The 23,143-nt window shown below is 61.4% G+C and carries 20 protein-coding genes and 1 riboswitch; of the genes, 13 read left to right on the top strand and 7 right to left on the bottom strand.

Annotated elements, in window-relative coordinates; genetic code table 11:
• Positions 1-10 precede the first annotated feature (10 nt).
• Genes LRS56_24095 through LRS56_24085 form a run of 3 tightly spaced genes read left to right on the top strand, consistent with a single transcriptional unit; the run spans position 11 to position 2,918 of the window.
• Complete coding sequence (locus LRS56_24095; protein ID WDU61840.1) at positions 11-967, top strand: glycosyltransferase; 957 nt, start codon at positions 11-13, stop codon at positions 965-967.
• A gap of 52 nt (positions 968-1,019) precedes the next feature.
• Complete coding sequence (locus LRS56_24090) at positions 1,020-1,793, top strand: glycosyltransferase family 2 protein (GenBank protein ID WDU61839.1); 774 nt, start codon at positions 1,020-1,022, stop codon at positions 1,791-1,793.
• Positions 1,794-1,832: 39 nt separating this feature from the next.
• Positions 1,833-2,918, top strand: coding sequence for a glycosyltransferase (locus LRS56_24085; GenBank protein ID WDU61838.1), 1,086 nt, complete (start codon positions 1,833-1,835; stop codon positions 2,916-2,918).
• Here the strand turns inward: LRS56_24085 and LRS56_24080 are convergent.
• Positions 2,907-3,473 carry a toluene tolerance protein gene (locus LRS56_24080; GenBank protein WDU61837.1) on the bottom strand — a complete coding sequence of 189 codons (567 nt, stop codon included), beginning with the start codon at positions 3,471-3,473 and terminating at the stop codon, positions 2,907-2,909. The genes LRS56_24085 and LRS56_24080 overlap by 12 nt on opposite strands.
• Positions 3,474-3,622: 149 nt before the next feature.
• On the opposite strand from LRS56_24080, the gene LRS56_24075 reads away from it, so the two are divergent.
• The 6 genes from LRS56_24075 (at position 3,623) to LRS56_24050 (ending at position 10,531) form a co-directional block, all read left to right on the top strand.
• Entirely contained in the window at positions 3,623-4,801 is a 1,179-nt protein-coding gene (locus LRS56_24075; GenBank protein ID WDU61836.1) for an O-antigen ligase family protein, read from the top strand.
• 9 nt (positions 4,802-4,810) lie between these two features.
• The gene (gene msbA, locus LRS56_24070) at positions 4,811-6,619 is read left to right on the top strand and encodes a lipid A export permease/ATP-binding protein MsbA (protein ID WDU61835.1); all 1,809 of its coding nucleotides are present in this window, start codon (positions 4,811-4,813) and stop codon (positions 6,617-6,619) included.
• A gap of 150 nt (positions 6,620-6,769) precedes the next feature.
• Positions 6,770-7,474 carry a sulfotransferase family 2 domain-containing protein gene (locus tag LRS56_24065; GenBank protein ID WDU61834.1) on the top strand — a complete coding sequence of 235 codons (705 nt, stop codon included), beginning with the start codon at positions 6,770-6,772 and terminating at the stop codon, positions 7,472-7,474.
• Positions 7,467-8,075 carry an adenylyl-sulfate kinase gene (gene cysC, locus LRS56_24060; protein WDU61833.1) on the top strand — a complete coding sequence of 203 codons (609 nt, stop codon included), beginning with the start codon at positions 7,467-7,469 and terminating at the stop codon, positions 8,073-8,075. The genes LRS56_24065 and cysC overlap by 8 nt, the downstream gene beginning before the upstream one ends.
• 103 nt (positions 8,076-8,178) lie before the next feature.
• Positions 8,179-9,603 carry a bifunctional D-glycero-beta-D-manno-heptose-7-phosphate kinase/D-glycero-beta-D-manno-heptose 1-phosphate adenylyltransferase HldE gene (hldE, locus tag LRS56_24055; GenBank protein ID WDU61832.1) on the top strand — a complete coding sequence of 475 codons (1,425 nt, stop codon included), beginning with the start codon at positions 8,179-8,181 and terminating at the stop codon, positions 9,601-9,603.
• The gene (locus tag LRS56_24050) at positions 9,596-10,531 is read left to right on the top strand and encodes an NAD-dependent epimerase/dehydratase family protein (GenBank protein ID WDU61831.1); all 936 of its coding nucleotides are present in this window, start codon (positions 9,596-9,598) and stop codon (positions 10,529-10,531) included. The genes hldE and LRS56_24050 overlap by 8 nt, the downstream gene beginning before the upstream one ends.
• Positions 10,532-11,379: 848 nt before the next feature.
• Here the strand turns inward: LRS56_24050 and LRS56_24045 are convergent.
• Genes LRS56_24045 through LRS56_24030 form a run of 4 tightly spaced genes read right to left on the bottom strand, consistent with a single transcriptional unit; the run spans position 11,380 to position 14,756 of the window.
• Positions 11,380-12,339, bottom strand: a complete 960-nt coding sequence (locus LRS56_24045; GenBank protein ID WDU61830.1) for a metal ABC transporter ATPase — start codon at positions 12,337-12,339, stop codon at positions 11,380-11,382.
• 41 nt (positions 12,340-12,380) lie between these two features.
• Entirely contained in the window at positions 12,381-13,193 is an 813-nt protein-coding gene (locus tag LRS56_24040) for an aldo/keto reductase (GenBank protein ID WDU61829.1), read from the bottom strand.
• Positions 13,190-14,365, bottom strand: a complete 1,176-nt coding sequence (locus LRS56_24035; GenBank protein WDU61828.1) for an FAD-dependent oxidoreductase — start codon at positions 14,363-14,365, stop codon at positions 13,190-13,192. The genes LRS56_24040 and LRS56_24035 overlap by 4 nt, the downstream gene beginning before the upstream one ends.
• 55 nt (positions 14,366-14,420) lie before the next feature.
• Entirely contained in the window at positions 14,421-14,756 is a 336-nt protein-coding gene (locus tag LRS56_24030; protein ID WDU61827.1) for a multidrug efflux SMR transporter, read from the bottom strand.
• A 102-nt stretch (positions 14,757-14,858) separates the two neighbouring features.
• On the opposite strand from LRS56_24030, the gene LRS56_24025 reads away from it, so the two are divergent.
• Positions 14,859-15,749: a LysR family transcriptional regulator gene (locus LRS56_24025; GenBank protein ID WDU61826.1), complete on the top strand. Its 891-nt coding sequence runs from the start codon at positions 14,859-14,861 to the stop codon at positions 15,747-15,749.
• 23 nt (positions 15,750-15,772) lie between these two features.
• Entirely contained in the window at positions 15,773-17,050 is a 1,278-nt protein-coding gene (gene waaA / locus LRS56_24020) for a lipid IV(A) 3-deoxy-D-manno-octulosonic acid transferase (GenBank protein ID WDU61825.1), read from the top strand.
• Positions 17,051-17,168: 118 nt separating this feature from the next.
• Here waaA and LRS56_24015 read toward each other — a convergent pair whose 3' ends face one another.
• The gene (locus LRS56_24015) at positions 17,169-18,608 is read right to left on the bottom strand and encodes a TolC family outer membrane protein (protein WDU61824.1); all 1,440 of its coding nucleotides are present in this window, start codon (positions 18,606-18,608) and stop codon (positions 17,169-17,171) included.
• Positions 18,609-18,804: 196 nt separating this feature from the next.
• Positions 18,805-18,910: riboswitch (TPP riboswitch) on the top strand.
• Between the two features lie 148 nt (positions 18,911-19,058).
• Here LRS56_24015 and thiC point away from each other — a divergent pair.
• Both thiC and cytX read left to right on the top strand, forming a co-directional pair.
• A complete protein-coding gene (gene thiC, locus LRS56_24010) occupies positions 19,059-20,963 on the top strand; it encodes a phosphomethylpyrimidine synthase ThiC (GenBank protein ID WDU61823.1) in 1,905 nt (634 codons plus the stop codon).
• Positions 20,964-21,116: 153 nt separating this feature from the next.
• The gene (gene cytX, locus LRS56_24005; GenBank protein WDU61822.1) at positions 21,117-22,406 is read left to right on the top strand and encodes a putative hydroxymethylpyrimidine transporter CytX; all 1,290 of its coding nucleotides are present in this window, start codon (positions 21,117-21,119) and stop codon (positions 22,404-22,406) included.
• Here cytX and LRS56_24000 read toward each other — a convergent pair.
• Positions 22,375-23,121, bottom strand: a complete 747-nt coding sequence (locus LRS56_24000) for an RsiV family protein (protein WDU61821.1) — start codon at positions 23,119-23,121, stop codon at positions 22,375-22,377. The genes cytX and LRS56_24000 overlap by 32 nt on opposite strands.
• Between the last annotated feature and the right edge of the window lie 22 nt (positions 23,122-23,143).

Below are 23,143 nucleotides of genomic sequence, written 5' to 3'. Positions count from 1 at the left end.
AGGAAATCCCATGAAAGTTTTGTTTCTGGTGCAGAAAGAACAGCGCGCTATTCTCGACCGCTTGTACGAAGGCGTCGCCGAGCACTGCGAGTGCGACCTGCGTTGGTTGAGCAGTGACGAACAGCGCAACCTGCGGGGTTACTTCCGGCGTGAAGTCGACGTGACCCGCTATGACCGCATTGTGTTCTTCCTGCGGTTCAAGCAGGAAATCCGCCAGGCTGCGTTTATTCGCACGATCCCGAACCTGGTGATCCTTGAACACGACGCCTATCAGAACTACATCCCTTGCAAGTACACCGGCAAGTTCAGCGCCCATTACCGCCGCTTGCCATGGGTGCGGGTGATCAGTTCCGGCCACAGGGTCACCGAACGCCTGCGCGCCGAAGGCTTTGACGCGGTGTTCGTGCCCAAAGGCTATGATCAGGCGCTGCTGCAGCCGCAGGACCGCGAGCGCGACATCGAACTGGCGTTTGTCGGCAGCACCAACAGCGTGGCCTACAGTGGTCGCAAAGCGTTGCTGGACGAGCTGGCGCAGGTTGAGCCTTTGGTGGTGACGCGCACCAAATCCGGCGAGGAATATTGCGCGACCCTCAACCGAATCCGGTTTTTCGTCAGTGCCGACGTCGGCATGGGCGAGTACATGATCAAGAACTTCGAGGCGATGGCCTGTGGCTGCGTGCTGCTGGCGTTTGATCAGGGCGCTTCGGAAAACGAGGCGTTGGGCTTCAAGGACATGGTCAATGTGGTGTTCTACAAGGACATCCCACAGTTGCAGGAGAAACTGTCCATGTTGCGGGCCGACCCGCAACTGGCGGCAGACATTGCGCGTAATGGGCAAGCGCTGGCAGTCAGCCAGTTCAGCTTTGCGCGTCTCGGCCAGCGCATTGTCGACGTGCTCCAGCCGCCCCTGCGGCCGTGTGCGCCGTTGAATTGGCTGGAAAGGTTGCGCCTTAAACTGGGCGTGTAATGGCGACCGATGGGTCGCATATGATGGCTATATGAAATTTTCGAGGCGTTGAATGCAATTCTCCGATCAAAGCGACATAACGCTCGTAGTGACCAGTTGCGGTCGCTTCGATTTGTTGAAGCGCACGCTCGAGAGCTTCGATCTGTTCAACACGGCAGATATACGCGAAGTGTTCATTACCGAAGACTCCGGTGATGAAGCGGTACGTCGCGCGATTCCTGAGCACTGGCACAGCCATTGCACTTTCTTGATCAACCGTCCGAAGCTTGGGCAACTGGCATCCATCGATCTGGCCTACGAGTCGGTCAAGACCCCTTACATATTCCATTGCGAAGATGATTGGGCGTTTTACCGACCCGGGTTTGTCGAGGATTCCAAGACGGTACTGGAGCAGCGCCCCGAGATTCTTCAAGTCTGGTTGCGCAATTACGTGTACGACTTGCAGGTGCACAGCCCCTATATCCATCTGGGGCCGCGTGATGTGATCGGCGGGGTGCCGTGTTATCCGTTGCTGTCCGACAAGCCCGACTGGCAGGGGTTTTCGCTGAACCCGGGCCTGCGGCGGATCAAGGAATACCGGTTGTGCGCACCCTATGCAGGGTTTGAAGGGGAGAAGGGGCTTTCCCGGCGTTACGCAGAATTGAATCTGGCGGCGGTTACCCTGGAAGGCGATGCGGTTTTGCACACCGGTTTCGGTTTGCATGTGGCGACAGCAGAAGAGCGCTTGACCAAGCTCAAGCGCAAGCGGCGCGAGCGGATCAAGCTGGCAGCTATGCTGATACTGGGAGTGGGTATCGGTTGGTTACTCAATTACTTGGTTAAGTAGAACAAGTCACCACAACGCCGCATAAGGTCATTTTTCTCGATGAGCATTCTTAACATCATGTGGGCCGGTGGTTCTGCATTCGCTTCGGTGCAAAAGGTTCATCAGCAGATACTGTCTCACGCGGTCAGCCGTGCTCCGATCGAAACCTGGCTGCTTCAAGGCAGTGCACAGAACGGTGAGCCGGCGCTCGAGTGGAAGCTTTCCTCGGCCCAACTCAAGGGCCGGCATCTGTGGAAGCTGTTGATGCCCAGGATGCGTGCGCGCTTTCAGAAGGCGCTGCCCGAAGGCATGGAGATTGTGCTGCTGGACGGCATTGGCGTTGCCCGCGTGATGTTGCCGGTGCTCAAGCGGCTGCCGCAGGTGCGGATAGTTGTGGTGTTTCATGGTCACACACGCCTGCGTCCTGCCGACCAGAAGCTGTTTGATCAGTTTGCGGCTGCGCAATTGACCCTGGCAGCGGTGTCGCAAACCTTGTCCGTCTCGCTTGAAGGTTATTTGCAACGCCCGGTGGCGGTGTTGCGCAGCGCGTTTGACCCTGTCGCTTTTCGCGCGGGTGCACTGTCGCGGGAGCAGGCGCGGTCGCGTCTGGGGTTGGCGTTGCAGGGCGCGCCGGTGCTGGGCGCGGTAGGTCGCCTGGTCGATAGCAAAGGCTTTGGTTGTTTGCTGGAGGCGTTTGCCGACGTCTCGGCTGATCAGCCCGATGCGCACCTGGTGATCATCGGCGAGGGGGCGGCGCGGTCTGCCCTTGAGGCGCGTATTGCGCAGCTCGGCTTACAGGGCAAGGTGTCGCTGCCCGGCCATTTGCCGGACGCGGCGACGCTGTATCGGGCCTTTGACTGGGTGGCCATTCCATCCACGCAAGAGGGTTTGGGCTTGATCCTGCAAGAGGCGGTGATGGCCGGCGTGCCGGTGTTGACCAGCGATTTGCCAGTCTTTCGCGAGCAGTTGGGGGAGGCTGGTTGGTACGCCCCTTCAGACAATGCAGCGGCTTGGGGCCAGTTGATGTCGCGTGCATTCGCCAGCCCTGCCGCCGAGGTGGTGGCGGCTCAGTCGCAGGCACTGGCGCCGGACCAAGCCTGGGCAGACTTCAGTGAAACCTCCCGGCGCCTGTTTTCATGCCGCTAGCAGTGCTTGCTCCAGGGCATGCATTGGAAAGCGTTCGTTCAGCTTCTCACGCGCAATATAGCGTGCGAAATGTTGCAGGTTGCGTCGTGCGAGTTCCGGGTTCAGGGGGGCACGCAGGAAGCGCATGTCGGCTACGTCGATCAGCCCCATCTCATTGTCTGGCGTCACCACGATATTGCCCAGGTGCAAGGAGCGGAAGTAAATTCCCGCGCCATGCAAGCGGCGGATAAGTGCCACCAGCGGGCCCAGGTTCGCTTCCCATTCAAAGCCTTCGCGGTTGGAAATCTGGCGCAGCGTTTCCCCCGGTAGCGGGCGATACAGCACGGCGGTCATGCCGGGCGCGGCCAGTTGAAAGAACGCGAGCACGCTCAAGGTGGGGATGCCGCGCTGTTGCAGCTGCGCCACGTTGTCGATGAAACGCTTGGAGTACGGGCGAAACAGCGCCGACGAAAACAGGCGTTTACGACGAAACAGTTTGAGGATATTCCCGTCGGTCAGCAGGTAGACTTTGGGCCCATAGCTGTCCTTCTCCAGGATTTTGGCACCTTCAATCATCTTGTCTAAATCGGCTTGGGCAAGCCTTGAACATTGCATCGTTGGAAAGCCTTGTGGGGAGTCGCGGGCACAGTGATCGGTAATAATGCCGAAAGTTTTGGGTTTTAACCATGCCGGCTTGGCGGGTTGGACGTAATCAGGAGCGGGTGATGCAAGCAAGTCGTTGGGCGCAGGTCTGGATGATTACAGGGTTACTTTGGTTTTTGCTGGCGATTGCCTACGCGCCGACCAACAAGATTTATCAGCAAGGCTTGACGCTGTTTCTGTGGCTGCCGGCGATGGTGTTTGCGTGGGCGGCGCGTGAACGCCTCAAGGAAGTCTGGCGTGAGCAACGCTGGATATGCCTGATGATTGTGGCGCTGGCGGTATGGGGCGCCATCAGCTTGTCGTGGACCAATGCCCAAGACCCTTCACGTGAGACCAAACGCCTGTTGTATATCGGCGTGTTCCTGCTGTTTTTCCCGGTATTCGCGTGTGGCCGGACCGAGCGGGTCATTAGTGTGATGCAGTGGGGCGGTTTCGGCCTGGCCTTGTCGTCGCTGGTGGCGATCATCAAGTTTTATGGGGTTGAGCATAATCCCTGGTTTGCGCGCCTCGAAGGCTTGGGCCAGCTGTCCCACCCGATTCTGGGTGCCTACGTGATCGGGATGGCGGCGGTCTGGTTGCTGCACTGGCTGCCCCGTGGGCGCTGGATGCAAGTGGCGTGGGCCTTCTCCATCGCACTGCTCGGCCTGTTTGTTGTGTTGAGCCAAAGCCGTGGCGCTGCCCTGGCGCTGCTGTTGACCGTGGTGGCCATGCCCGCCTGGTGCCGCGACCGGCGTACCGCCGTGATCGCCATCGGGGCGGTTGTGGCGGCATTGGCGGTGTTCTTCGCCATGCAGTCGCTGATGCTGGCCCGTGGCGTGTCTTACCGGCCGCAGATCTTCATGGCTGCCTTGCAGATGATTTCCGAGCACCCGTGGACCGGCCTGGGCCTGGGCGGGGACTACAAGGTATTTGCCGATAACCTGTACTTTGATCACTCCCACAACCTGTTCACCCACATCACCCTCGAACTGGGCCTGCCGGGCCTGCTGCTCTGGTGCGGGCTGTGGTTTGGCGTGTTGTGGCAAGCCTGGAAAGCCCGCGACACGCTCTACGGCAAGGGCATCATCGGCATGTGGGTGTTCTCGTTCCTGGCCATGCAGTTCGACGCGGCGAGCCTCACGGGCACGCCACGGGCCGAGTGGTTTATCTCGTGGCTGCCGATTGCGCTGGCCAGTGTATTGGTCTGGGCTCGGGCCAACCCCGACGCTTGTGATAAAGTTCGCGTCCTACCCAATCAGTGAGCTCGACACATGAGTGACGCACCGCCCAAAGCGGACCAGGAATCCAGCCTGAAAATTTATTTCAGGCTGCTGGGCTATGTGAAACCGTACCTCGGTATGTTCCTGCTGAGTATCGTGGGCTTCGTGATCTTTGCTTCCACCCAGCCGATGCTCGCCGGGATCCTTAAATACTTCGTGGATGGCCTGAGTAATCCCGATGTGGTGTTCCTGCCCAAGATCCCGTTGTTCAAAGACTTGAAGCTGTTGATGGCCGTGCCGCTGCTGATCATCCTGATCGCTGCGTGGCAGGGCCTCGGCTCGTTCCTGGGCAACTACTATCTGGCCAAGGTTTCCCTGGGGCTGGTGCATGACCTGCGGGTCCAGCTGTTCAACAAACTGCTGGTGCTGCCCAACCGCTATTTCGATACGCATAACTCCGGGCACCTGATTTCCCGCATCACCTTCAACGTGACCATGGTCACCGGCGCCGCGACGGATGCGATCAAGGTGGTGATCCGTGAAGGCCTGACCGTGGTGTTCCTGTTCGGCTACCTGCTGTGGATGAACTGGAAGCTGACCCTGGTGATGCTGGCGATCCTGCCGCTGATTGCGATCATGGTCGGCAGTACCAGCAAGAAATTCCGCAAGCAGAGCAAGAAGATCCAGGTGGCGATGGGCGACGTGACACACGTGGCCTCCGAGACCATCCAGGGCTACCGCGTGGTGCGCAGCTTCGGTGGCGAAAGCTACGAGGAGCGCCGTTTTGCCGCTGCCAGCCAGGGCAATACCGACAAGCAACTGCGCATGAACAAGACCGGCGCGGTCTACACCCCGATGCTGCAACTGGTGATCTACACCGCCATGGCCGCGCTGATGTTTCTGGTGCTGCTGCTGCGCGGCGATGCCACGGCGGGTGACCTGGTGGCCTACATCACCGCTGCGGGCCTGCTGCCCAAGCCGATCCGCCAGCTGTCGGAAGTCAGCTCGACGATTCAGAAAGGCGTGGCGGGTGCCGAGAGCATCTTCGAACAGCTGGATGAAGTGCCTGAAGTCGACAGCGGCACCGTGGAGCGTGATCGCGTCAGCGGGCGCCTGGACGTGCGCAACCTGAGCTTTACCTACCCGGGTACCGAGCGCGAAGTGCTGAAGAACATCAGCTTCAGTGCCGCGCCGGGGCAGATGATCGCCCTGGTCGGGCGCTCGGGCAGCGGCAAGTCGACCCTGGCCAGCCTGATCCCGCGTTTCTATCATCACGAAACCGGCGAAATCCTGTTGGACGAGGTAGAGATCGAAGACTACCGCCTGCGCAACCTGCGTCGGCATGTGGCCCAGGTGACCCAGCATGTGACCCTGTTCAACGACACCGTGGCCAACAACATCGCCTACGGCGACCTGGCGGATGCACCGCGTGAGGACATCGAAAAGGCCGCGGCGGATGCCTACGCCATGGACTTTATCGCCGAACTGCCCAAAGGGCTGGACACCGAAGTCGGTGAAAACGGTGTGTTGCTCTCCGGCGGTCAGCGTCAACGCCTGGCGATCGCCCGTGCATTGCTGAAAAACGCCCCGCTGCTGATCCTGGATGAGGCGACTTCGGCACTGGATACCGAGTCGGAGCGCCACATTCAGGCCGCGCTGGACAAGGTCATGAAAGGCCGTACCACCCTGGTTATCGCGCACCGGCTGTCCACCATCGAGAAAGCCGACATGATTCTGGTGATGGACCACGGCGAAATTGTCGAGCGCGGTACACATCTGGAACTGCTGGCCATGGGCGGCTATTACTCGCGGCTGCACGCCATGGGCCTGGATGAGCCGGCGACGGCCAACATCACCTGACACACCGGGGCGCGCAATGCGCCCGGGTTTGTATCAAGCCCCTTACGGGCTTGACCAAAGCCAAATAATTTACCGCCTGTCGTTTGTTATGTTGGCCTTCTCGATTCGAATGACGAACGAGAGGGCTAACCTTCTTGCGTGGGTAATGGAATGTTGCAACGTTTGTTCTGGAAACTGCTTCCCAAGCCGCAACGAACGTTTCTGCTGGGGCGTTTATCGGTGGTGGATCGCCAGGCGGTGAACAAATCCCTGTCTGGGGTGGCCGCACTCAACCCCGCTTTCGAACGGCACAAATGCGTGTTTATCCATGTGCCCAAATGCGCCGGCAGCAGTGTCTGCTCGGCACTGCTGGAAGGGCGCTGGCCGGGGCATTTGCCGTATTACTGGTACGAGCAGCAATTCCCCGAGCACTGCGAACGCAGCTTCAAGTTTGCCTTCGTGCGCCACCCGCTGGAGCGCGCCTACTCGGCCTATACCTACCTGCGCAGCAACCACATGGGGGCTCGCGACCTGCACGCCCAGGCCTTGGTCTCGCGCTACCGTGACTTCGATCATTTTGTGGCCGGCTGGCTGCACGCGGACAACCTGCGCCGACAACTGCATTTCGCACCCCAGACGGATTTTCTGGTCGATCACATGGGGCAAATGGCCATGGATTTCCTGGGGCGCCAGGAGTCCCTGGAGCAAGACTTCCAGCACTTGTGTGAACACCTCGGCGTGAGCTCGTTGCTGCCGCATCTGAATGTTTCACTCGGGCGGCGCAGCGAGCCGGTCAGGGAGTTTTGCTCTCTGCGCACACGCCGCCTGGTGCGGCGTGCCTACCAACGTGATTACGAGGTGCTGGGTTATGAATAGCCAGTCGCTGCCCCATGGTTCTGCTTCCATCCGCCCCTTTGTTTTGTCGTTGTCGGCGGCGGCACGGGCGGTGCTCAAGCAACAGCAGCCCTGTTGCCTGTGGCTGACGGGGTTGTCCGGGTCGGGCAAGTCGACCCTGGCCAATGCCCTGGAGGTGCAGCTCAACGAGCAGGGGCGGCATACCTTTGTGCTCGATGGGGATAATTTGCGCACCGGCCTGTGCAGTGACCTGGGCATGAATGACGCGGCGCGCAAGGAAAACATCCGGCGTATCGGCGAAGTGGCGCGGCTGATGGTGGACGCGGGATTGATCGTGATTGTCTCGGCGATTTCGCCGTTCAGCGCTGACCGGGCGACCGCCAAGGCGCTGTTCGGGCCTGGGCAGTTTTTTGAGGTGTATGTCAGCACACCCTTTGACGTGTGCGCGCGGCGTGATCCCAAAGGCTTGTACCGCGCAGCGCTGGACGGACGCATCAAGGCGTTCACCGGCCTGGACAGCCCCTATGAGGCGCCGCTGGCGGCCGACTGCGAAGTCAATACCGATGAGGTCGAACTGGCCGACGCCGTGGACCAAGTCCTGGCAGTTCTGTCTAAAAAATAACCAGTTTTCGCGCCAGATGCATCGTGAATAAAGCTCTCGAACTAGGCGGCGCTCACCCTGTGCTAATATCGCGCCCCTGTTCATTTTGTATGTGGGTTGCTCCATGAAGTTGTCCATGCCGCGATTCGATCAAGCCCCTGTCTTGGTGGTCGGCGATGTCATGCTCGACCGTTACTGGCATGGCGGTACCTCACGGATTTCCCCTGAGGCGCCGGTACCGGTAGTCAAGGTCGAGCAAATCGAAGACCGCCCGGGTGGCGCTGCCAACGTTGCCCTCAATATTGCCGCCCTCGGCGCCCCGGCCTCCCTGGTGGGTGTGACCGGTGACGACGAAGCCGCCGACAGCCTGGCCAACAGCCTGCGCGGTGCCGGCGTGCGTGCGCTGTTCCAGCGCATCGCCCATCAGCCGACCATCGTCAAGCTGCGGGTCATGAGCCGTCACCAGCAATTGCTGCGTATCGATTTCGAAGAACCCTTCGCCACTGACGCCCTGGCCCTCAGCGGTCAGGTCGATGAGTTGCTCGAAGGTATCAAGGTGCTGGTGTTGTCCGACTACGGCAAAGGCGCCTTGAAGAACCACCAGATGCTGATCCAGGCCGCCAAGGCCAGGGGCATCCCGGTGCTGGCCGACCCCAAAGGCAAGGACTTCTCGATTTATCGCGGAGCCAGCCTGATCACGCCGAACCTCAGCGAGTTTGAAGCCATCGTCGGCGGTTGTGCCGATGAGCACGAGCTGGTGACCAAAGGCGCGGCGCTGATGGCCGACCTCGACCTGGGCGCCTTGCTGGTAACCCGTGGCGAGCACGGCATGACCCTGCTGCGCCCCGGCCACCCGGCGATGCACTTGCCGGCGCGAGCCCGTGAAGTGTTCGACGTGACCGGCGCCGGCGACACGGTGATTTCGACCCTGGCCGCCTCCATCGCGGCCGGCGAAGAGCTGCCCCACGCGGTGGCCCTGGCCAACCTGGCGGCGGGCATCGTGGTCGGCAAGCTGGGTACCGCAGCCATCAGCGCCCCTGAGCTGCGCCGCGCCATCCAGCGCTCCGAAGGCTCGGAGCGTGGCGTGCTGACCATCGAGCAATTGCTGCTGGCGATTGACGATGCGCGTGCCCACAACGAAAGCATTGTGTTCACCAACGGCTGCTTCGACATCCTGCATGCAGGCCACGTGACTTACCTGGAACAGGCACGTGCCCAAGGCGACCGCCTGATCGTCGCGGTCAACGATGACGCCTCGGTCAGTCGCCTCAAGGGCCCGGGCCGTCCGATCAACAGTGTCGATCGGCGCATGGCGGTATTGGCCGGCCTGGGCGCGGTGGACTGGGTGATCAGCTTCCCTGAAGCAACCCCGGAAAACCTGCTGGCTCAGGTCAAGCCGGACGTGCTGGTCAAGGGCGGCGATTATTCCGTCGACCAGGTGGTGGGGGCCGACATCGTCAGCGCCTACGGCGGCAAGGTCAAAGTACTGGGGCTGGTCGAGAACAGCTCGACCACCGCCATTGTCGAGAAGATCCGCAACAATGAGTAATGCTGATAAGTGGGTCCTGATCACCGGAGGTGCCGGGTTTATCGGTTCGCACCTGGTGGATGCGCTGCTCGCCAAGGGCTATGCGGTGCGGGTGCTGGATAACTTGTCCACGGGCAAGCGCAGCAACCTGGCGCTGGATAACCCTCGCGTCGAACTGCTGGAAGGCGACGTCGCCGATGCCGCCCTGGTGGCGCGTGCTGCAGTCGGCACGACCGCCGTGGTGCACTTGGCGGCGGTGGCGTCTGTGCAGGCCTCGGTGGATGACCCGGTCAGCACGCACCAGAGCAATTTTGTCGGCACCTTGAATGTCTGCGAGGCCATGCGTAAGGCTGGCGTGAAGCGCGTGGTGTTTGCCTCCAGCGCGGCGGTGTATGGCAACAATGGCGAGGGGGCTTCGATTGATGAGGAGACCACCAAGGCGCCGTTGACGCCCTATGCGTCCGATAAGTTGGCGGGTGAGCATTACTTTGACTTCTACCGTCGTCAGCATGGTTTGGAGCCGGTGATTTTTCGCTTCTTTAATATTTTTGGGCCGCGGCAGGATCCTTCGTCGCCGTATTCCGGGGTGATCAGTATTTTCTGTGAGCGTGCGCAGCAGGGTGTGCCGATTGCGGTGTTTGGCGATGGTGAGCAGACCCGCGACTTTATGTATGTGGAAGATCTGGTGGATGTGCTGGTGCAGGCCATCGAAGCGCCTGGGGCGCCGTTGGGGGCGATTAATGTGGGGTGGAATCGCACAACTACCCTGAAGCAGGTGTTGCAGGCGCTGGAGGAGGCGCTCGGTGCTTTGCCTGTCGTGACTTTTGGGCCGGCGCGGTCGGGGGATATTCGGCATTCGCGGGCGGATAATCGGCGGTTGTTGGCGAGCTTTGAACTGCCGGAGCCGACGCCTTTGAGGGTGGGGTTGGAGAGGTTGCTCAACGGCTGATTGGGGGGGGATATCCGTTGCTGCGGTAACGGCTGCTTATGGTTCCGCTCTTACAGCGGGTCACTTTTGGCAAACGCCCCAAAAGTAACCAAAAGGTCTGTGCCCCATCACTCGGCACCTCGCTCTGGCTCGGTGTGCCCTCACTCCGGCTTGAATCCGTGGGCCGCCGCGATGGGCCATCCTTGGCCCAGCGCGGCTAACCCGGCGTCCTGCCGGGTTGCCCACGGATTCAAGCCTGCGTTCGGCCATCGTGATTGACGGGGCGCCTCGGATCAAGATCACGATCAAAAGCCTAGATCAAAAGATCGCTGACTTCGTCAGCGGTAAGGATGTAAGGGCCAGATCAAAAACGAAGCAAAGCACGGCGGCCTGACAGCCGACCTCGGTCAAATGTGGGAGCTGGCTTGCCTGCGATGGCATCAACTGGGTGCCACTGATAGACCGAGTTGCCTGCATCGCAGGCAAGCCAGCTCCCACAGAAAAGCCCCCCCACTGCTCACGCCGACCCGCTCTTGATCTACACCACTCAGGTCGGCTACCAGGCCGCCGTGCTCTGCTTTTGACTTTGATCTGAGGCGCCCCATTAACCACGCTGGCCGCACGTGGGCTTGAATCCGTGGGTAACCCGGCAGGACGCCGGGTTAGCCGCGCTGGGCCAAGGATGGCCCATCGCGGCGGCCCACGGATTCAAGTCTGCGTGCGGGCACACCGAGCCGGAGGCGAGGTGCCGAGTGGTGGGGCAAGAGCCTTTTGGTTACTTTTGGGCTCTTTCCAAAAGTGACCCGCTGTAAGAGCGGAACCATAAGCAGCCGTTACCCAACAACGGATATGTACTCAACCCCCCAAAATCACCGACCAACCTCCTTCTTAGGCACAATCTTACGCAACACCCTCCGCGCCAAACGCTTCAATTTCGACTCCTTCTCCGGCTCCGCCAACCCCTGCTGCCTAAGCCAATCCTTCCAGCGAATCCGCTCATCACGCACCAGCCAGCCCTCCTGCTGGGCGAAGCTCTCAGCCAGATACAACCCCCGGGTACTGGCCGGATACAGCTGATCCTTCTTCACCGTGTACAACTCAGCAAGCGGCTGGCCATCTTTCAAAGGCATCAGATACAAATCCGGCCGCTGCCGGTCCAGCCTTGCCACCAGTTGATCGCCTTCGAGCCGCTCATCCACATGGAACAAGCTGAGCGACTTGGCCTCCTTGGGCACCTCAAGACGCAAGTCATAAATCAATTGCAGCGACGCCGTCGGCAAGTGCACGTAAGCCCGTGGGCGCTCGATCAGTTGGGTCGTCGCGCAACGCACCGGGCGTGCGGCGCCGGACAGCGGGCTCAGCCGAAACGGCAAGGCCTCGCGATAATGCAGGGCGGCGGAGTAGGGCGCCGGCAGCCAGGTGTCGTTGAAACGCCCGCTCAGCCAGCCTTCCGGCGTCTCCAGCAGGCATTCTTCGGCAATCTCCTGGATGGCGGTGTGCAGCGGCAGGTTCAATTCGTGGGCCGGGACGTAGCCGGAAATCAGCTTGAGCACCACATCGCCACGGTCCTGGCGGCGTTGGCGCACCAGCACCCAGTAGTCCTTGTTCTGCCAGTGCAGGGTCAGGCGCACCGACACACCGAGGTTCGCCAGTTCCAGGGCGAAACGCTCGGGGTCCGCCACCTCTACCGGCTTGCGGCGCTGCAGGGTCTGGGCGAAATTGAGCGGCATGCCCACGCTTTGGTAGCTCAGGCCCTCGGGGGTGGCTTCGACGTGCAGCGGCAGTGTTTTAAAGTTGCTGGGGTTTTTTCTTATGAGCGTTCGCGGCATGTCGGCTCCTTCTTGCGACGGGGTCGGCCGCGTCGGCGGCATCAGAGTTGACGAATGACCTTGGCAGCGGTCGCCACGTTATGGGCCAGGTGCAGCGGATTAATGGTCCCGACAATAGCACTGGCGACGCCCGTTTGCGCAAACAACAACATGAAACTGGCCTGAATTGGATCCATTCCAGGCTCAAGGCACACGTGGCCGCTGGCCAGGGCTTTTTTCACCAGGATGCCCTTGCCGTGCGCCGCCGCATATTCAATGACGGCTTTCTCGGCCTGTTCGTTCAGATTGTAGGTGACCATTGCGCAATCACCTTGTTCCAGAGCCTTTACGCCGCCCTCGACGGTTTTGCCGGAGAAGCCGAAACCACGGATTTTGCCCTCTTTTTTCAGCGTCGCCAGGGTCTGGTAGACCTCGCAGTCGTTGAGGATGTGCAGGTCATTGCCGTCGGAATGCACCAGCACCAGGTCGATAAAATCAGTTTCAAGGCGTTTCAAGCTACGCTCGATCGACATCCGCGTGTGGGCCGCGCTGAAGTCGTGATGGGACACGCCCTCTTCAAACTCTTCGCCGACCTTGCTGACAATCACCCAGTCCTGGCGCTGGCCCCGCAACAACGGCCCCAGGCGTTCTTCGCTGCGACCGTAGGCCGGTGCGGTATCGATCAGGTTGATCCCCAGCTGGCGGGCCTGGCGCAGCAACATGCGCGCTTCGTCGTCATTGGGGATCGTGAAGCCGCTGGGGTATTTCACCCCCTGATCGCGGCCCAGCTTGACGGTGCCCAGGCCCAGCGGCGAGACCAGCAAGCCGGTGCTGCCCAAGGGGCGATGCAGGTCGTGCAGGGTGGGCAGGCTCATGGCAACAGTTGCTCCCAGGCAGGTTGGCCGATAGCCGGCTTTGGCAGGTCGGGCAGGGTTTGGCTGGCGCTTGGGCGGATGCCCTCGCGTTCGAGGCTGTTGATTACCCGATCGGCGAAGTCCGGCGCCAGGGCCAGTTTGGTTGGCCAGCCCACCAGCAGGCGGCCTTGCTCGGCCAGGAAGGCATTGTCGGGGCGGGTGAGGCCCGATTGCAGCGGCTCGGCGCGGTCGACACGCAAGGTGGCCCAGCGGGTCTGGCTCATGTCGATCCATGGCAGCAACTGCGCCAGCTCTTTCTGGGCGGTGGCGATTTGTTCTTCAGGCGTGCGCGCCACGCCATCGGCTTCGGCAATATCGCCGCCCATGTACCACACCCAATTGCCATCGGCCGCCGGGTGAGTCGTCACGGTGATGCGCGGTTTGGTGCCGCCGCCCAGGCAATGCGCGTAGAGCGGCTTCAAGCCAGGGCCTTTGGCGATGATCATGTGCAGCGGGCGTTTTTGCATGGCGGGCTGGCTCAGGCCCAGCGCCGCCAGCAGGTCGGCGGTGCCGCCGCCGGCACTCAGCACAATGCGCTGGGCGCGGATCTCGCGGCCGTCGACCTTGAGGCCCACCAGGGTCGCATCTTCAAGCAGCGGTTCGATGTGTTGCCCGGCGAGTAAGCCATCACCGGCCAGTTGCGCCAGGCGTTCGATCAGGCTCGGCACGTCGATCACCAGTTCGGCCAGGCGATAGACCTTGCCCTTGAAACGACGGTCCTGCAGTGCTGGCGGCAGTTCGTCGCCCTTGACCTGATCGACCCGGCCACGCACGGCCTTGCTGGCGAAAAAGCTGGTGAGGTTGCCGGCGAGGGTGCCGGGGGACCACAAGTAATGCGCCTCGGACAGCAAGCGCACGCCGGACAGGTCCAGCTCGCCGTTGCCCGCCAAGGCTTCCCGCCAGCGGCGCGGCATATCGGCAATGGCTTCGGAAGCGCCGGTGAGGGCGCCGTGCAGGGCGTATTTCGCACCGCCGTGGATGATCCCCTGGGACTTCACGCTTTGCCCGCCGCCCAGGGTGGCGCTTTCTACCAACACCGTGGAAAACCCCTGGCGGCGCAGGCGCGCATTCAGCCAGAGGCCGGCAACTCCGGCGCCGACAATCAGCACGTCGGTGGAAATAACGGATGGCATCGGCGACCTCAGTGTTCAAGACAAGAGGCGCAGTATACAGGCTGTTGAGTAGCGGTCAGTGCCCGGCGGTTTTCGAGAACAGCTGAATCACCACCACGCCCAACACAATCAAGCCCATGCCGAGCATCGCCGGCACATCGAGCTTCTGCCCGTAGATAAACAGCGCCGCGATGCTCACCATCACAATGCCCATCCCGGCCCACACGGCATACGCCACACCCACCGGCACGGTGCGCACCACCAGGGTCAGCATCCAGAACGCCACGCCGTAGCCGACGATTACCAGCAGCAGCGGGATGGGCGTGCTCCAGCCCTTGATGGCTTTCATGGAAACGGTTGCGATTACTTCCGAGCAGATGGCGATGGCCAGGTAGCAGTAAGCGGCGTTCATAGGTCAATCCTCGGTGTAAAGCAATCTGATAAGGCCGGCATTCTAGAGGTTTGTCAGATGGGGTAAAGTCATTACCTATCCGAATAAAAGATGGGCTGAGCCATGGGCATGCAGTGGAACCTTGAGCAGATGCGACTGTTTGTCAGCGTCGCCGAGCAACGTTCGTTTTCGGCGGTGGCGCGCGAGCAGCGCAAGGCGCAGTCGGCGGTCAGCAATGGGATTGCGCTGTTGGAGGCGGACCTTGGGATTAACCTGTTTGATCGTAGCAGCGGCCGCCAGCCGCGCCTGACTGAAGCCGGCAGCGTGTTGCTGGAGGAAGCCCGCGAGGTGTTGCGCCAGTGTGAGCGGCTTAATGGCCGGGCGCTGTCGTTGACCCGTGGTGAGGAGGCCTGCCTGCGGCTGGCCCAGGATGAAGCCATGCTGTTTCAGCCGGTTCTCGACAGCCTTGAGGCGCTGGCCGGGCAATACCCGCTGCTGGAAGTACAGCTGTCCAGCGCAGCCCAAGGCGATGTGGCGCGCAAGTTGGTGGAGCGCAAAGCGGACTTGGGCCTGTTGTTCTATCACGACCAGATCCCCGAGGCCCTGGAGCGGCGCGTGGTGGGCAGTGTGGAAATGGTCACGGTGTGCGCTGTGAACCACCCGCTGGCCAAGGAAAAATACGTGACCTGCCAGCACCTGGCGCAGTTTCGCCAGTTGTTGATGTCGACCCAGACCAGCGTCTACCCCGGCAGTGAAGCCGCCAGCCCGCTGGTGTGGCGCGCCGACAGTTTCTACGTATTGGCCGAATGGCTGATGAGTGGCCTGGGCTGGGCCTGGCTGCCCCGGCATATCGTGCAGTACCCGACCTATCAGCAACAAATGGTCGAATTGGACAGCGAATGGACGCCGCCGGCCCTGGTGGTGGAGCTGGTATGGCGCCGCGACGAGCACCTCGGCCCTGCTGCGCGCTTTCTTGCTGAACGTTTTGCCGAGTGCTTGCAGGCGATCGACTGAAAAAGCCGATAAACTCCGCCGCCATGAATAGAACTCTCTACAGCTGTCTGTTTTACCTGGCGCTGCCGTTGGTGGCTTTACGTCTGTGGCTGCGTGCACGCAAGGCACCGGCCTACGCCCGGCGCGTCGGCGAGCGGTTTTCCTATGGCCTGCCGGTGATGCAGCCTGGCGGGATCTGGGTGCACGCCGTGTCGGTGGGCGAGAGTATTGCCGCCGCGCCGATGATCCGTGGCCTGCTGGAGCGTTATCCACAACTGCCAATGACCGTCACCTGCATGACGCCCACCGGTTCCGAGCGTATCCAGGCCTTGTTTGCCAACGAGCCGCGTATCCAGCATTGCTACCTGCCCTACGACTTGCCTTGTGCTGCCAAGCGTTTCCTTGATCGCGTGCAGCCCAAGCTGGCGGTGATCATGGAAACCGAGTTGTGGCCCAACCATATCCACGCTTGTGCCCAGCGCGGTATTCCAGTGGCTTTGGCCAATGCACGGTTGTCGGCGCGTTCGGCCAAGGGCTACGCACGCTTCGCCAAGCTGACGGCGCCGATGCTGTCGCAAATGAGTCTGTTCGCGGTGCAAACCGAAACCGAGGCTCAGCGCTTTCGCAGCCTGGGTGCACGGCCGCAAACCGTTGAGGTTACCGGCTCGATCAAATTCGACCTGACCATCGACCCCGAACTGCCGGTGCGCGCCGCCGCCTTGCGTGAGCAATGGGGCGCCACGGAACGCCCGGTGTGGATCGCTGCGAGTACCCACGAAGGCGAAGATGAGGTGGTGCTAGCAGCCCATCGCCAACTGCTCGAAAGCTATCCCAATGCGCTGCTGATTCTGGTGCCGCGTCATCAGGAACGCTTCGGCCCGATGTTCGAGCTGTGCGCGCAACAAGGCTTTGCCACGGTGCGCCGTTCCAGCGGCGAGGCGGTGACTGCGCAAACCTCGGTATTGCTCGGCGATACCATGGGCGAGCTGTTATTCCTCTATGCCTTGGCCGACAGCGCGTTTGTCGGCGGCAGCCTGGTGGCGACCGGTGGGCATAACCCGCTGGAGCCGGCGGCGCTGGCCAAGCCTGTGATCATGGGGCCGCACGTGTTCAACTTCCTCGAAATCACCGCGATGATGCGTGAAGCCGGGGCGTTGCGAGCCGTGGATGACGCCGAAGGATTGGCCGAGGCCGTACGGCAGCTGTTCGAGCTGCCGCAGGATGCGCGCAAGATGGCACAAGCGGGTCTCAAGGTGATGCAGGCCAACCAGGGCGCGTTGAAGCGTTTGCTCGATGGCCTGGGCAAACTCCTGAATCATTGACCACACAAATCGAATGTGGGAGCTGGCTTGCCTGCGATGCAAGCGCCTCGGTCCATCAGGTAAACCGAGGTGTTGCTATCGCAGGCAAGCCAGCTCCCACATTGGTTATGCGGTGTGCTTAATAGCCTGGGCGGGCCTTGAGTTGTTCGGCGGCGGCTTTGGCCAGGTCCGGCGGCAGGAAGTCGCGATCCGGGTTGTAGTCGGCCTTGAGGTAGCGCGCCAGGTCTTGCAGATCCCCTGGGTTCAAGGTGCCTGCGGCCTGCTTCAGGCGCAGGTTGTCGAGGATGTAGTCGTAGCGGCTGTTGTTGTAGTTGCGCACCGAGGAGTAGAGCTGGCGCTGTGAATCCAGCACGTCGACGATATTGCGCGTACCCACCTGGTACCCGATTTCCGTGGCTTCCACCGCGCTCTGGTTGGAGATGATCGATTGGCGGCGCGCCTGTACCTGCTCCACATCCGTGTTGACCGCACGGTGCAGGTTGCGCGTGTTTTCCACCACCTGGCGGCGCAGGCCCTCGCGTTGCTGCTCGGTCTGGCCCAAGCGCGAGTAGGACTCACGCACTTGCGAGCTGGTCAGCCCGCCGCTGTAGATCGGGATGTTCAAGCGCAGCCCGATGGTGCGTTGCTCCACATCGCCGCGATACGGTGTGCCAAAGGCATTCGGGTTGCTGAAGCCCAGGGCGTCATTATCGCCTTTCTCGTACTGGGCCACCGCATCCAGGGTCGGCGCATGGCCGGCCTTGCGCTGCTTCAAGGTTTCTTCGGCGGCGGTCACCGCGTAGTTGCTGGCAAGCAGGTTGAGGTTCTGGCGGCCGGCGGTCTCGACCCACGCCTTGGCGTCGTTCGGTGACGGTGGCAGCACCGGCAGTGTGTGCACGATGCCCTGGATCGAGTTGTACTGGCGGTTGGTCAGGGTGATCAGCGCTTCAAAGGCGTCGTCCACCTGGCGCTGGGCCACGATGCGGTTGGCACGGGCCGTGTCGTAGCTGGCCTGGGATTGCAGCACGTCGGTCTTGTCCGACAGGCCCACGTCGAAGCGCTCGTTGGATTGGTCGAGCTGGCGCTTGAACGCATTTTCTTCGGCCTTGGTCGAGGCCAGGTTGTCCTGGGCGCGCAGCACGGCGAAGTAGCTTTCGGCGCTTTGCAGGATCAGATTTTGTTCGGTGGCCGAGAGTTGCAGCGCGGCCTGCTCATTGGTGGCCTCGGCGGCTTGCAACTGGAACCAGCGGTCGGCGCGGAACAGCGGCTGGCTCAAGGTGGCTCGCCAGGAGTGCGCGTCGCGGTTGGCGGTGGCGGCCGGGGTGTCGATCTGGGTGCGCACGTTATTGATATCCGCACCGCCCGACAGGTTGGGCAGCAAGCCTGCGCGGGCCTGGGGCACCACTTCTTTTTGTGCGCCGTATTGGGCGCGGGCGGCGGCCAGGTCGGCGTTGTTATCGGCAGCTTCCTGGTAGACGCTGACCAGGTCGGTTTTGGCGGACAAGGGCGCTTCAGCTGCCCAGACCATTCCGTTGGTCGCACAAGACACGGCGAGAGCCAGTGAGAGTTTGCGCAGCATGAGGCGATCCCTAGAGTTAATATTATGGTGATAATTTATTGCCCAAGGCTAAGACTGGCCGTTCCTGGCGTCAAGCATTGTGGCGGTCATCGAGTGTAGTGGCGCTGACCCGGCGCAACAATCCCGCAATCGCGCCATTCATCACGCTGAATAAACCGCTATTGGCAATTTGCCCACGCCATGGTCTAGACTGGCCGCGTTCTTGTCGGGGTGCCTTGTTGGAAGGCTGAGATCGGTAAATACCGGATCCCGTTGAACCTGATCAGGTTAACGCCTGCGTAGGGAACAAGATTTCTCGTCACCCGGCGAGTCCTCTTGTGCTTCGTCCGGGATGTTGTTCGACCATCGAACAGCTCTTGTGCGCCAAGCACAGCACTGGTTTCAGTGCGTCCGTCCGTCACAGGTTCGCTCCGACAAAAATCCACCGCCTGGATAGTTGGAGAGCCCGTGATGAGCACCGAATTAAAAAGTACAAAACTAAAAAATACCGTGCACCTGAGTGAATCGGCCAAGGTCGACTCCGGCTCCGTGCAACCCTTTACCCGCTCGCAAAAAATCTACGTGCAGGGCACTCGCCCCGACATTCGCGTGCCGATGCGCGAAATCAGCCTGGATGTAACCCCCACCGATTTCGGCGGTGAAATCAACGCGCCCGTGGTGGTGTATGACACCTCCGGCCCCTACACCGACCCCAATGTGATCATCGATGTGCGCAAAGGCCTGGGCGACGTGCGTTCGCCGTGGATCGAAGTGCGTGGCGACACCGAGCGCCTGCCGGGCCTGAGTTCGCACTTCGGCCAACAGCGCCTCAGCGATGCCGAGCTGACCGCTTTGCGCTTTGCCCATGTGAAGAACCCGCGCCGTGCCAAGGCTGGCGCCAACGTCACGCAAATGCACTACGCGCGCAAAGGCATCATCACCGCCGAGATGGAATACGTCGCCATCCGCGAAAACATGAAGCTCGAAGAGGCCCGCGCCAGTGGCCTGCTCGACCAGCAGCACGCCGGCCACAGCTTCGGCGCCAGTGTGCCGAAAATCATCACCCCGGAGTTCGTGCGCGAAGAAATCGCCCGTGGCCGCGCAATCATCCCGGCCAACATCAACCACACCGAACTGGAACCGATGATCATCGGCCGTAACTTCCTGGTGAAGATCAACGGCAACATCGGCAACAGTGCCCTGGGTTCTTCCATCGAAGAAGAAGTGGCGAAACTCACCTGGGGCATTCGCTGGGGCTCGGACACGGTGATGGACCTGTCCACCGGCAAGCACATCCACGAAACCCGCGAGTGGATCATCCGTAACTCGCCGGTGCCGATTGGTACCGTGCCGATCTACCAGGCCCTGGAAAAAGTCGGCGGCGCGGCCGAGGACCTGACCTGGGAGCTGTTTCGCGACACCTTGATCGAACAGGCCGAGCAGGGCGTCGACTACTTCACCATCCACGCCGGCGTGTTGCTGCGCTACGTGCCGCTGACTGCCAAGCGCGTGACCGGCATTGTCTCGCGTGGCGGTTCGATCATGGCCAAGTGGTGCCTGGCGCACCACAAAGAGAACTTCACCTACACGCATTTCGACGAAATCTGCGAAATCATGAAGGCCTATGACGTCAGCTTCTCCCTCGGGGACGGCCTGCGCCCTGGCTCGATTGCCGACGCCAACGATGCCGCGCAATTCGGTGAGCTGGAAACCCTCGGCGAACTGACCAAGACCGCCTGGAAGCACGACGTGCAAACCATGATCGAAGGCCCCGGCCACGTGCCGATGCAACTGATCAAGGAGAACATGGACAAGCAACTGGAGTGCTGCGACGAGGCGCCGTTCTACACCCTCGGCCCGCTGACCACCGATATTGCACCGGGTTATGACCACATCACCTCGGGTATCGGTGCGGCGATGATCGGCTGGTTCGGTTGCGCCATGCTCTGCTACGTCACGCCCAAGGAGCATTTGGGCCTGCCGAACAAGGATGATGTGAAGACCGGGATCATCACCTACAAGATCGCCGCCCACGCGGCAGACCTCGCCAAAGGTCATCCGGGCGCGCAGATTCGCGACAACGCCTTGAGCAAGGCGCGCTTCGAGTTCCGCTGGGAAGACCAGTTCAACCTCGGCCTGGACCCGGACACCGCGCGTTCGTATCACGACGAAACCCTGCCGAAGGACTCGGCCAAAGTCGCGCATTTCTGCTCGATGTGCGGGCCGAAGTTCTGCTCGATGAAAATCACCCAGGAAGTGCGTGAGTACGCCGCCAACCAGCGCATTGAAGCGGTGGATGTGGACGTGGCCAAGGGCTTGGCCGAGCAGGCGGAGCGGTTCAAGCAGGAAGGTAGCCAGCTGTACAAGAAGGTCTGATTCTAGAGTGTAAGTGCCTTTACTGGCCCCTTCGCGAGCAAGTCGAATCGTCGCACCGCCGCTCCCACATTGGAATGCGTTCCAAATGTGGGAGCGGGCTTGCTCGCGAAGGCGATCCATCAAACAACAAAGTGTCCCTCAGAGATAACACCCTTGAGCATTCAATCCAGCACTTACTCCCCGGACATCGCAGTTCCCGCTGACAAACGCGTGTTCGGCGCCCGCGACCTGTTCTCCCTGTGGTTCTCCCTCGGCATCGGCCTGATGGTCCTGCAAACCGGCGCATTACTCGCGCCGGGCCTGGGCCTCTCGGGCTCGTTGCTGGCGATTTTCCTCGGTACGCTGGTCGGCGTGCTGTTGCTGGCGGCCGTCGGCGTGATCGGCAGTGACACCGGCCTGTCCGCCATGGCCGCGCTCAAGCTCAGCCTCGGTGCCAAAGGCGCCAGCCTGCCGGCATTGTTGAACCTGCTGCAGTTGATCGGCTGGGGCTCGTTCGAAATCATTGTGATGCGCGATGCTGCCAGCCTGCTCGGCGCACGCGCGTTCAGCGACGGCAGCCTGCTGGCCAGCCCGTTGTTGTGGACCGTGTTTTTTGGCGGTTTGGCGACCTTGCTGGCGGTCAGTGGCCCGCTGACGTTTGTACGGCAGATCCTGCGCAAGTGGGGCATCTGGCTGCTGCTCGCCGCCTGCCTGTGGCTGACCTGGAACCTGTTCGTCAAGGCCGACCTTGGCGCACTCTGGGCCCAGGCCGGTGATGGTTCGATGCCGTTTGCGGTGGGGTTTGATATTGCCATCGCCATGCCGCTGTCGTGGTTGCCGCTGATTGCCGATTACTCACGCTTCGGCAAACGCGCCAAAAGTGTGTTCGGCGGCACCGCGCTGGGCTTCTTTATCGGTAATTTCTGGCTGATGAGCCTGGGCGTGGCCTACACCCTGGCGTTTGCGCCCAGCGGTGAAGTGAATGCGCTGTTGCTGGCATTGGCCGGGGCTGGGCTGGGGATTCCGTTGTTGCTGATCCTGCTGGATGAGTCGGAAAACGCTTTCGCCGATATCCACTCGGCGGCGGTGTCCAGCGGCATTCTGTTGCGCTTGAAGGTCGAGCACCTGGCCTTGGGCATTGGTGTGCTCTGCACCTTGATCGCCTGTTTTGCGCCGTTGGCCCAGTATCAGAACTTCCTGTTGCTGATCGGCTCGGTGTTCGCGCCGTTGTTCGGCGTGGTGCTGGTGGATCACTTCATCCTGCGCCGGCGTGGCCTGGGCGCGGTGGCCAATCTGCGTTGGCCGGCACTGGTGGCCTGGCTGGGTGGCATCGGTACTTACCATTTGCTGGCCAACCTGTACCCGGATATCGGCGCGACCCTGCCGGCGCTGGTGCTGGCAGGGGTATTGCAGTTCATCCTGGGCCGGGCCTTCAGTGGCGTACGGGCACCAGTTCAGGCTTGATGATGCCGTCCAGGCGCGAGTAAGGAATCTGCAACTCGACGTGGCCCAGGGCATAGGGTGCGATGGTGGCGGTGGGGTACTTGAGGACCACCGCGCCATAAGTCAGCGCCACGTTCGGGGTTTTCTGGAAGGGGTAGCTCTTCACGAACTCCGGCTCCAGGCTCAGGCGGGTGCTGATCAGCCAGCTGTTGTGGGCCACCTGGGCGGCTTTCCAGAAGGCGTCTTCCTTGCCCGGCAACAGCATGTCGCTCAAGGACAGGGCCTTTTGCTGCTGGCGTGAATAGTTGATGAATGCACGCCCCGGCTCGCCGTGGGTGGCGCCCTGGTCCAGGTAGCTGGACAATTCGACGATCACCAAGCCGTCATGCTGCTCGCGTACCTTGGCCTGCAAGTACATGCTGTTGCGTGGGGCGGCGGTTTGCAGGAATTGCTCGCGATAGGTTTCCAAACTGGTCGGCAGCGGGTCGCTGGCAGCCGTGCGGGTCATCTCCAGCAGGCGCTGTTCGATCAGGGCGTCCAGCTTGGGTTCCTTGGCAAAGTGCACCGTGTCGATATTCACCAGCGGGCAATCGGCGCTGGCGCAGCCTGGCTTGCTTTGCTCGGTGGCGTCGCGGGTGGCTTCCAGCGGGGTGCGATAGCTGGGTTGGAACAGGCTTTGGCAGGCACCAAGGGTCAATGCGATGCAGGCCACGGAGGCGATTTTTAAAAGCGACATGGAAGTCCTTCGTCTATCGATA

Source organism: Pseudomonas poae, assembly GCA_028869255.1.
GTDB lineage: Bacteria > Pseudomonadota > Gammaproteobacteria > Pseudomonadales > Pseudomonadaceae > Aquipseudomonas > Aquipseudomonas poae_C.
This window is presented reverse-complemented; position numbering and strand designations above follow the sequence as displayed.

Bases quoted from the DNA above. Each gene is read 5' to 3' on its own strand.
- LRS56_24095 (WDU61840.1), top strand. From the start codon at position 11: ATGAAAGTTTTGTTTCTGGTGCAGAAAGAACAGCGCGCTATTCTCGAC.
- LRS56_24090 (WDU61839.1), top strand. From the start codon at position 1,020: ATGCAATTCTCCGATCAAAGCGACATAACGCTCGTAGTGACCAGTTGC.
- LRS56_24085 (WDU61838.1), top strand. From the start codon at position 1,833: ATGAGCATTCTTAACATCATGTGGGCCGGTGGTTCTGCATTCGCTTCG.
- LRS56_24080 (WDU61837.1), bottom strand. From the start codon at position 3,473: ATGATTGAAGGTGCCAAAATCCTGGAGAAGGACAGCTATGGGCCCAAA.
- LRS56_24075 (WDU61836.1), top strand. From the start codon at position 3,623: ATGCAAGCAAGTCGTTGGGCGCAGGTCTGGATGATTACAGGGTTACTT.
- msbA (WDU61835.1), top strand. From the start codon at position 4,811: ATGAGTGACGCACCGCCCAAAGCGGACCAGGAATCCAGCCTGAAAATT.
- LRS56_24065 (WDU61834.1), top strand. From the start codon at position 6,770: ATGTTGCAACGTTTGTTCTGGAAACTGCTTCCCAAGCCGCAACGAACG.
- cysC (WDU61833.1), top strand. From the start codon at position 7,467: ATGAATAGCCAGTCGCTGCCCCATGGTTCTGCTTCCATCCGCCCCTTT.
- hldE (WDU61832.1), top strand. From the start codon at position 8,179: ATGAAGTTGTCCATGCCGCGATTCGATCAAGCCCCTGTCTTGGTGGTC.
- LRS56_24050 (WDU61831.1), top strand. From the start codon at position 9,596: ATGAGTAATGCTGATAAGTGGGTCCTGATCACCGGAGGTGCCGGGTTT.
- LRS56_24045 (WDU61830.1), bottom strand. From the start codon at position 12,339: ATGCCGCGAACGCTCATAAGAAAAAACCCCAGCAACTTTAAAACACTG.
- LRS56_24040 (WDU61829.1), bottom strand. From the start codon at position 13,193: ATGAGCCTGCCCACCCTGCACGACCTGCATCGCCCCTTGGGCAGCACC.
- LRS56_24035 (WDU61828.1), bottom strand. From the start codon at position 14,365: ATGCCATCCGTTATTTCCACCGACGTGCTGATTGTCGGCGCCGGAGTT.
- LRS56_24030 (WDU61827.1), bottom strand. From the start codon at position 14,756: ATGAACGCCGCTTACTGCTACCTGGCCATCGCCATCTGCTCGGAAGTA.
- LRS56_24025 (WDU61826.1), top strand. From the start codon at position 14,859: ATGGGCATGCAGTGGAACCTTGAGCAGATGCGACTGTTTGTCAGCGTC.
- waaA (WDU61825.1), top strand. From the start codon at position 15,773: ATGAATAGAACTCTCTACAGCTGTCTGTTTTACCTGGCGCTGCCGTTG.
- LRS56_24015 (WDU61824.1), bottom strand. From the start codon at position 18,608: ATGCTGCGCAAACTCTCACTGGCTCTCGCCGTGTCTTGTGCGACCAAC.
- thiC (WDU61823.1), top strand. From the start codon at position 19,059: ATGAGCACCGAATTAAAAAGTACAAAACTAAAAAATACCGTGCACCTG.
- LRS56_24000 (WDU61821.1), bottom strand. From the start codon at position 23,121: ATGTCGCTTTTAAAAATCGCCTCCGTGGCCTGCATCGCATTGACCCTT.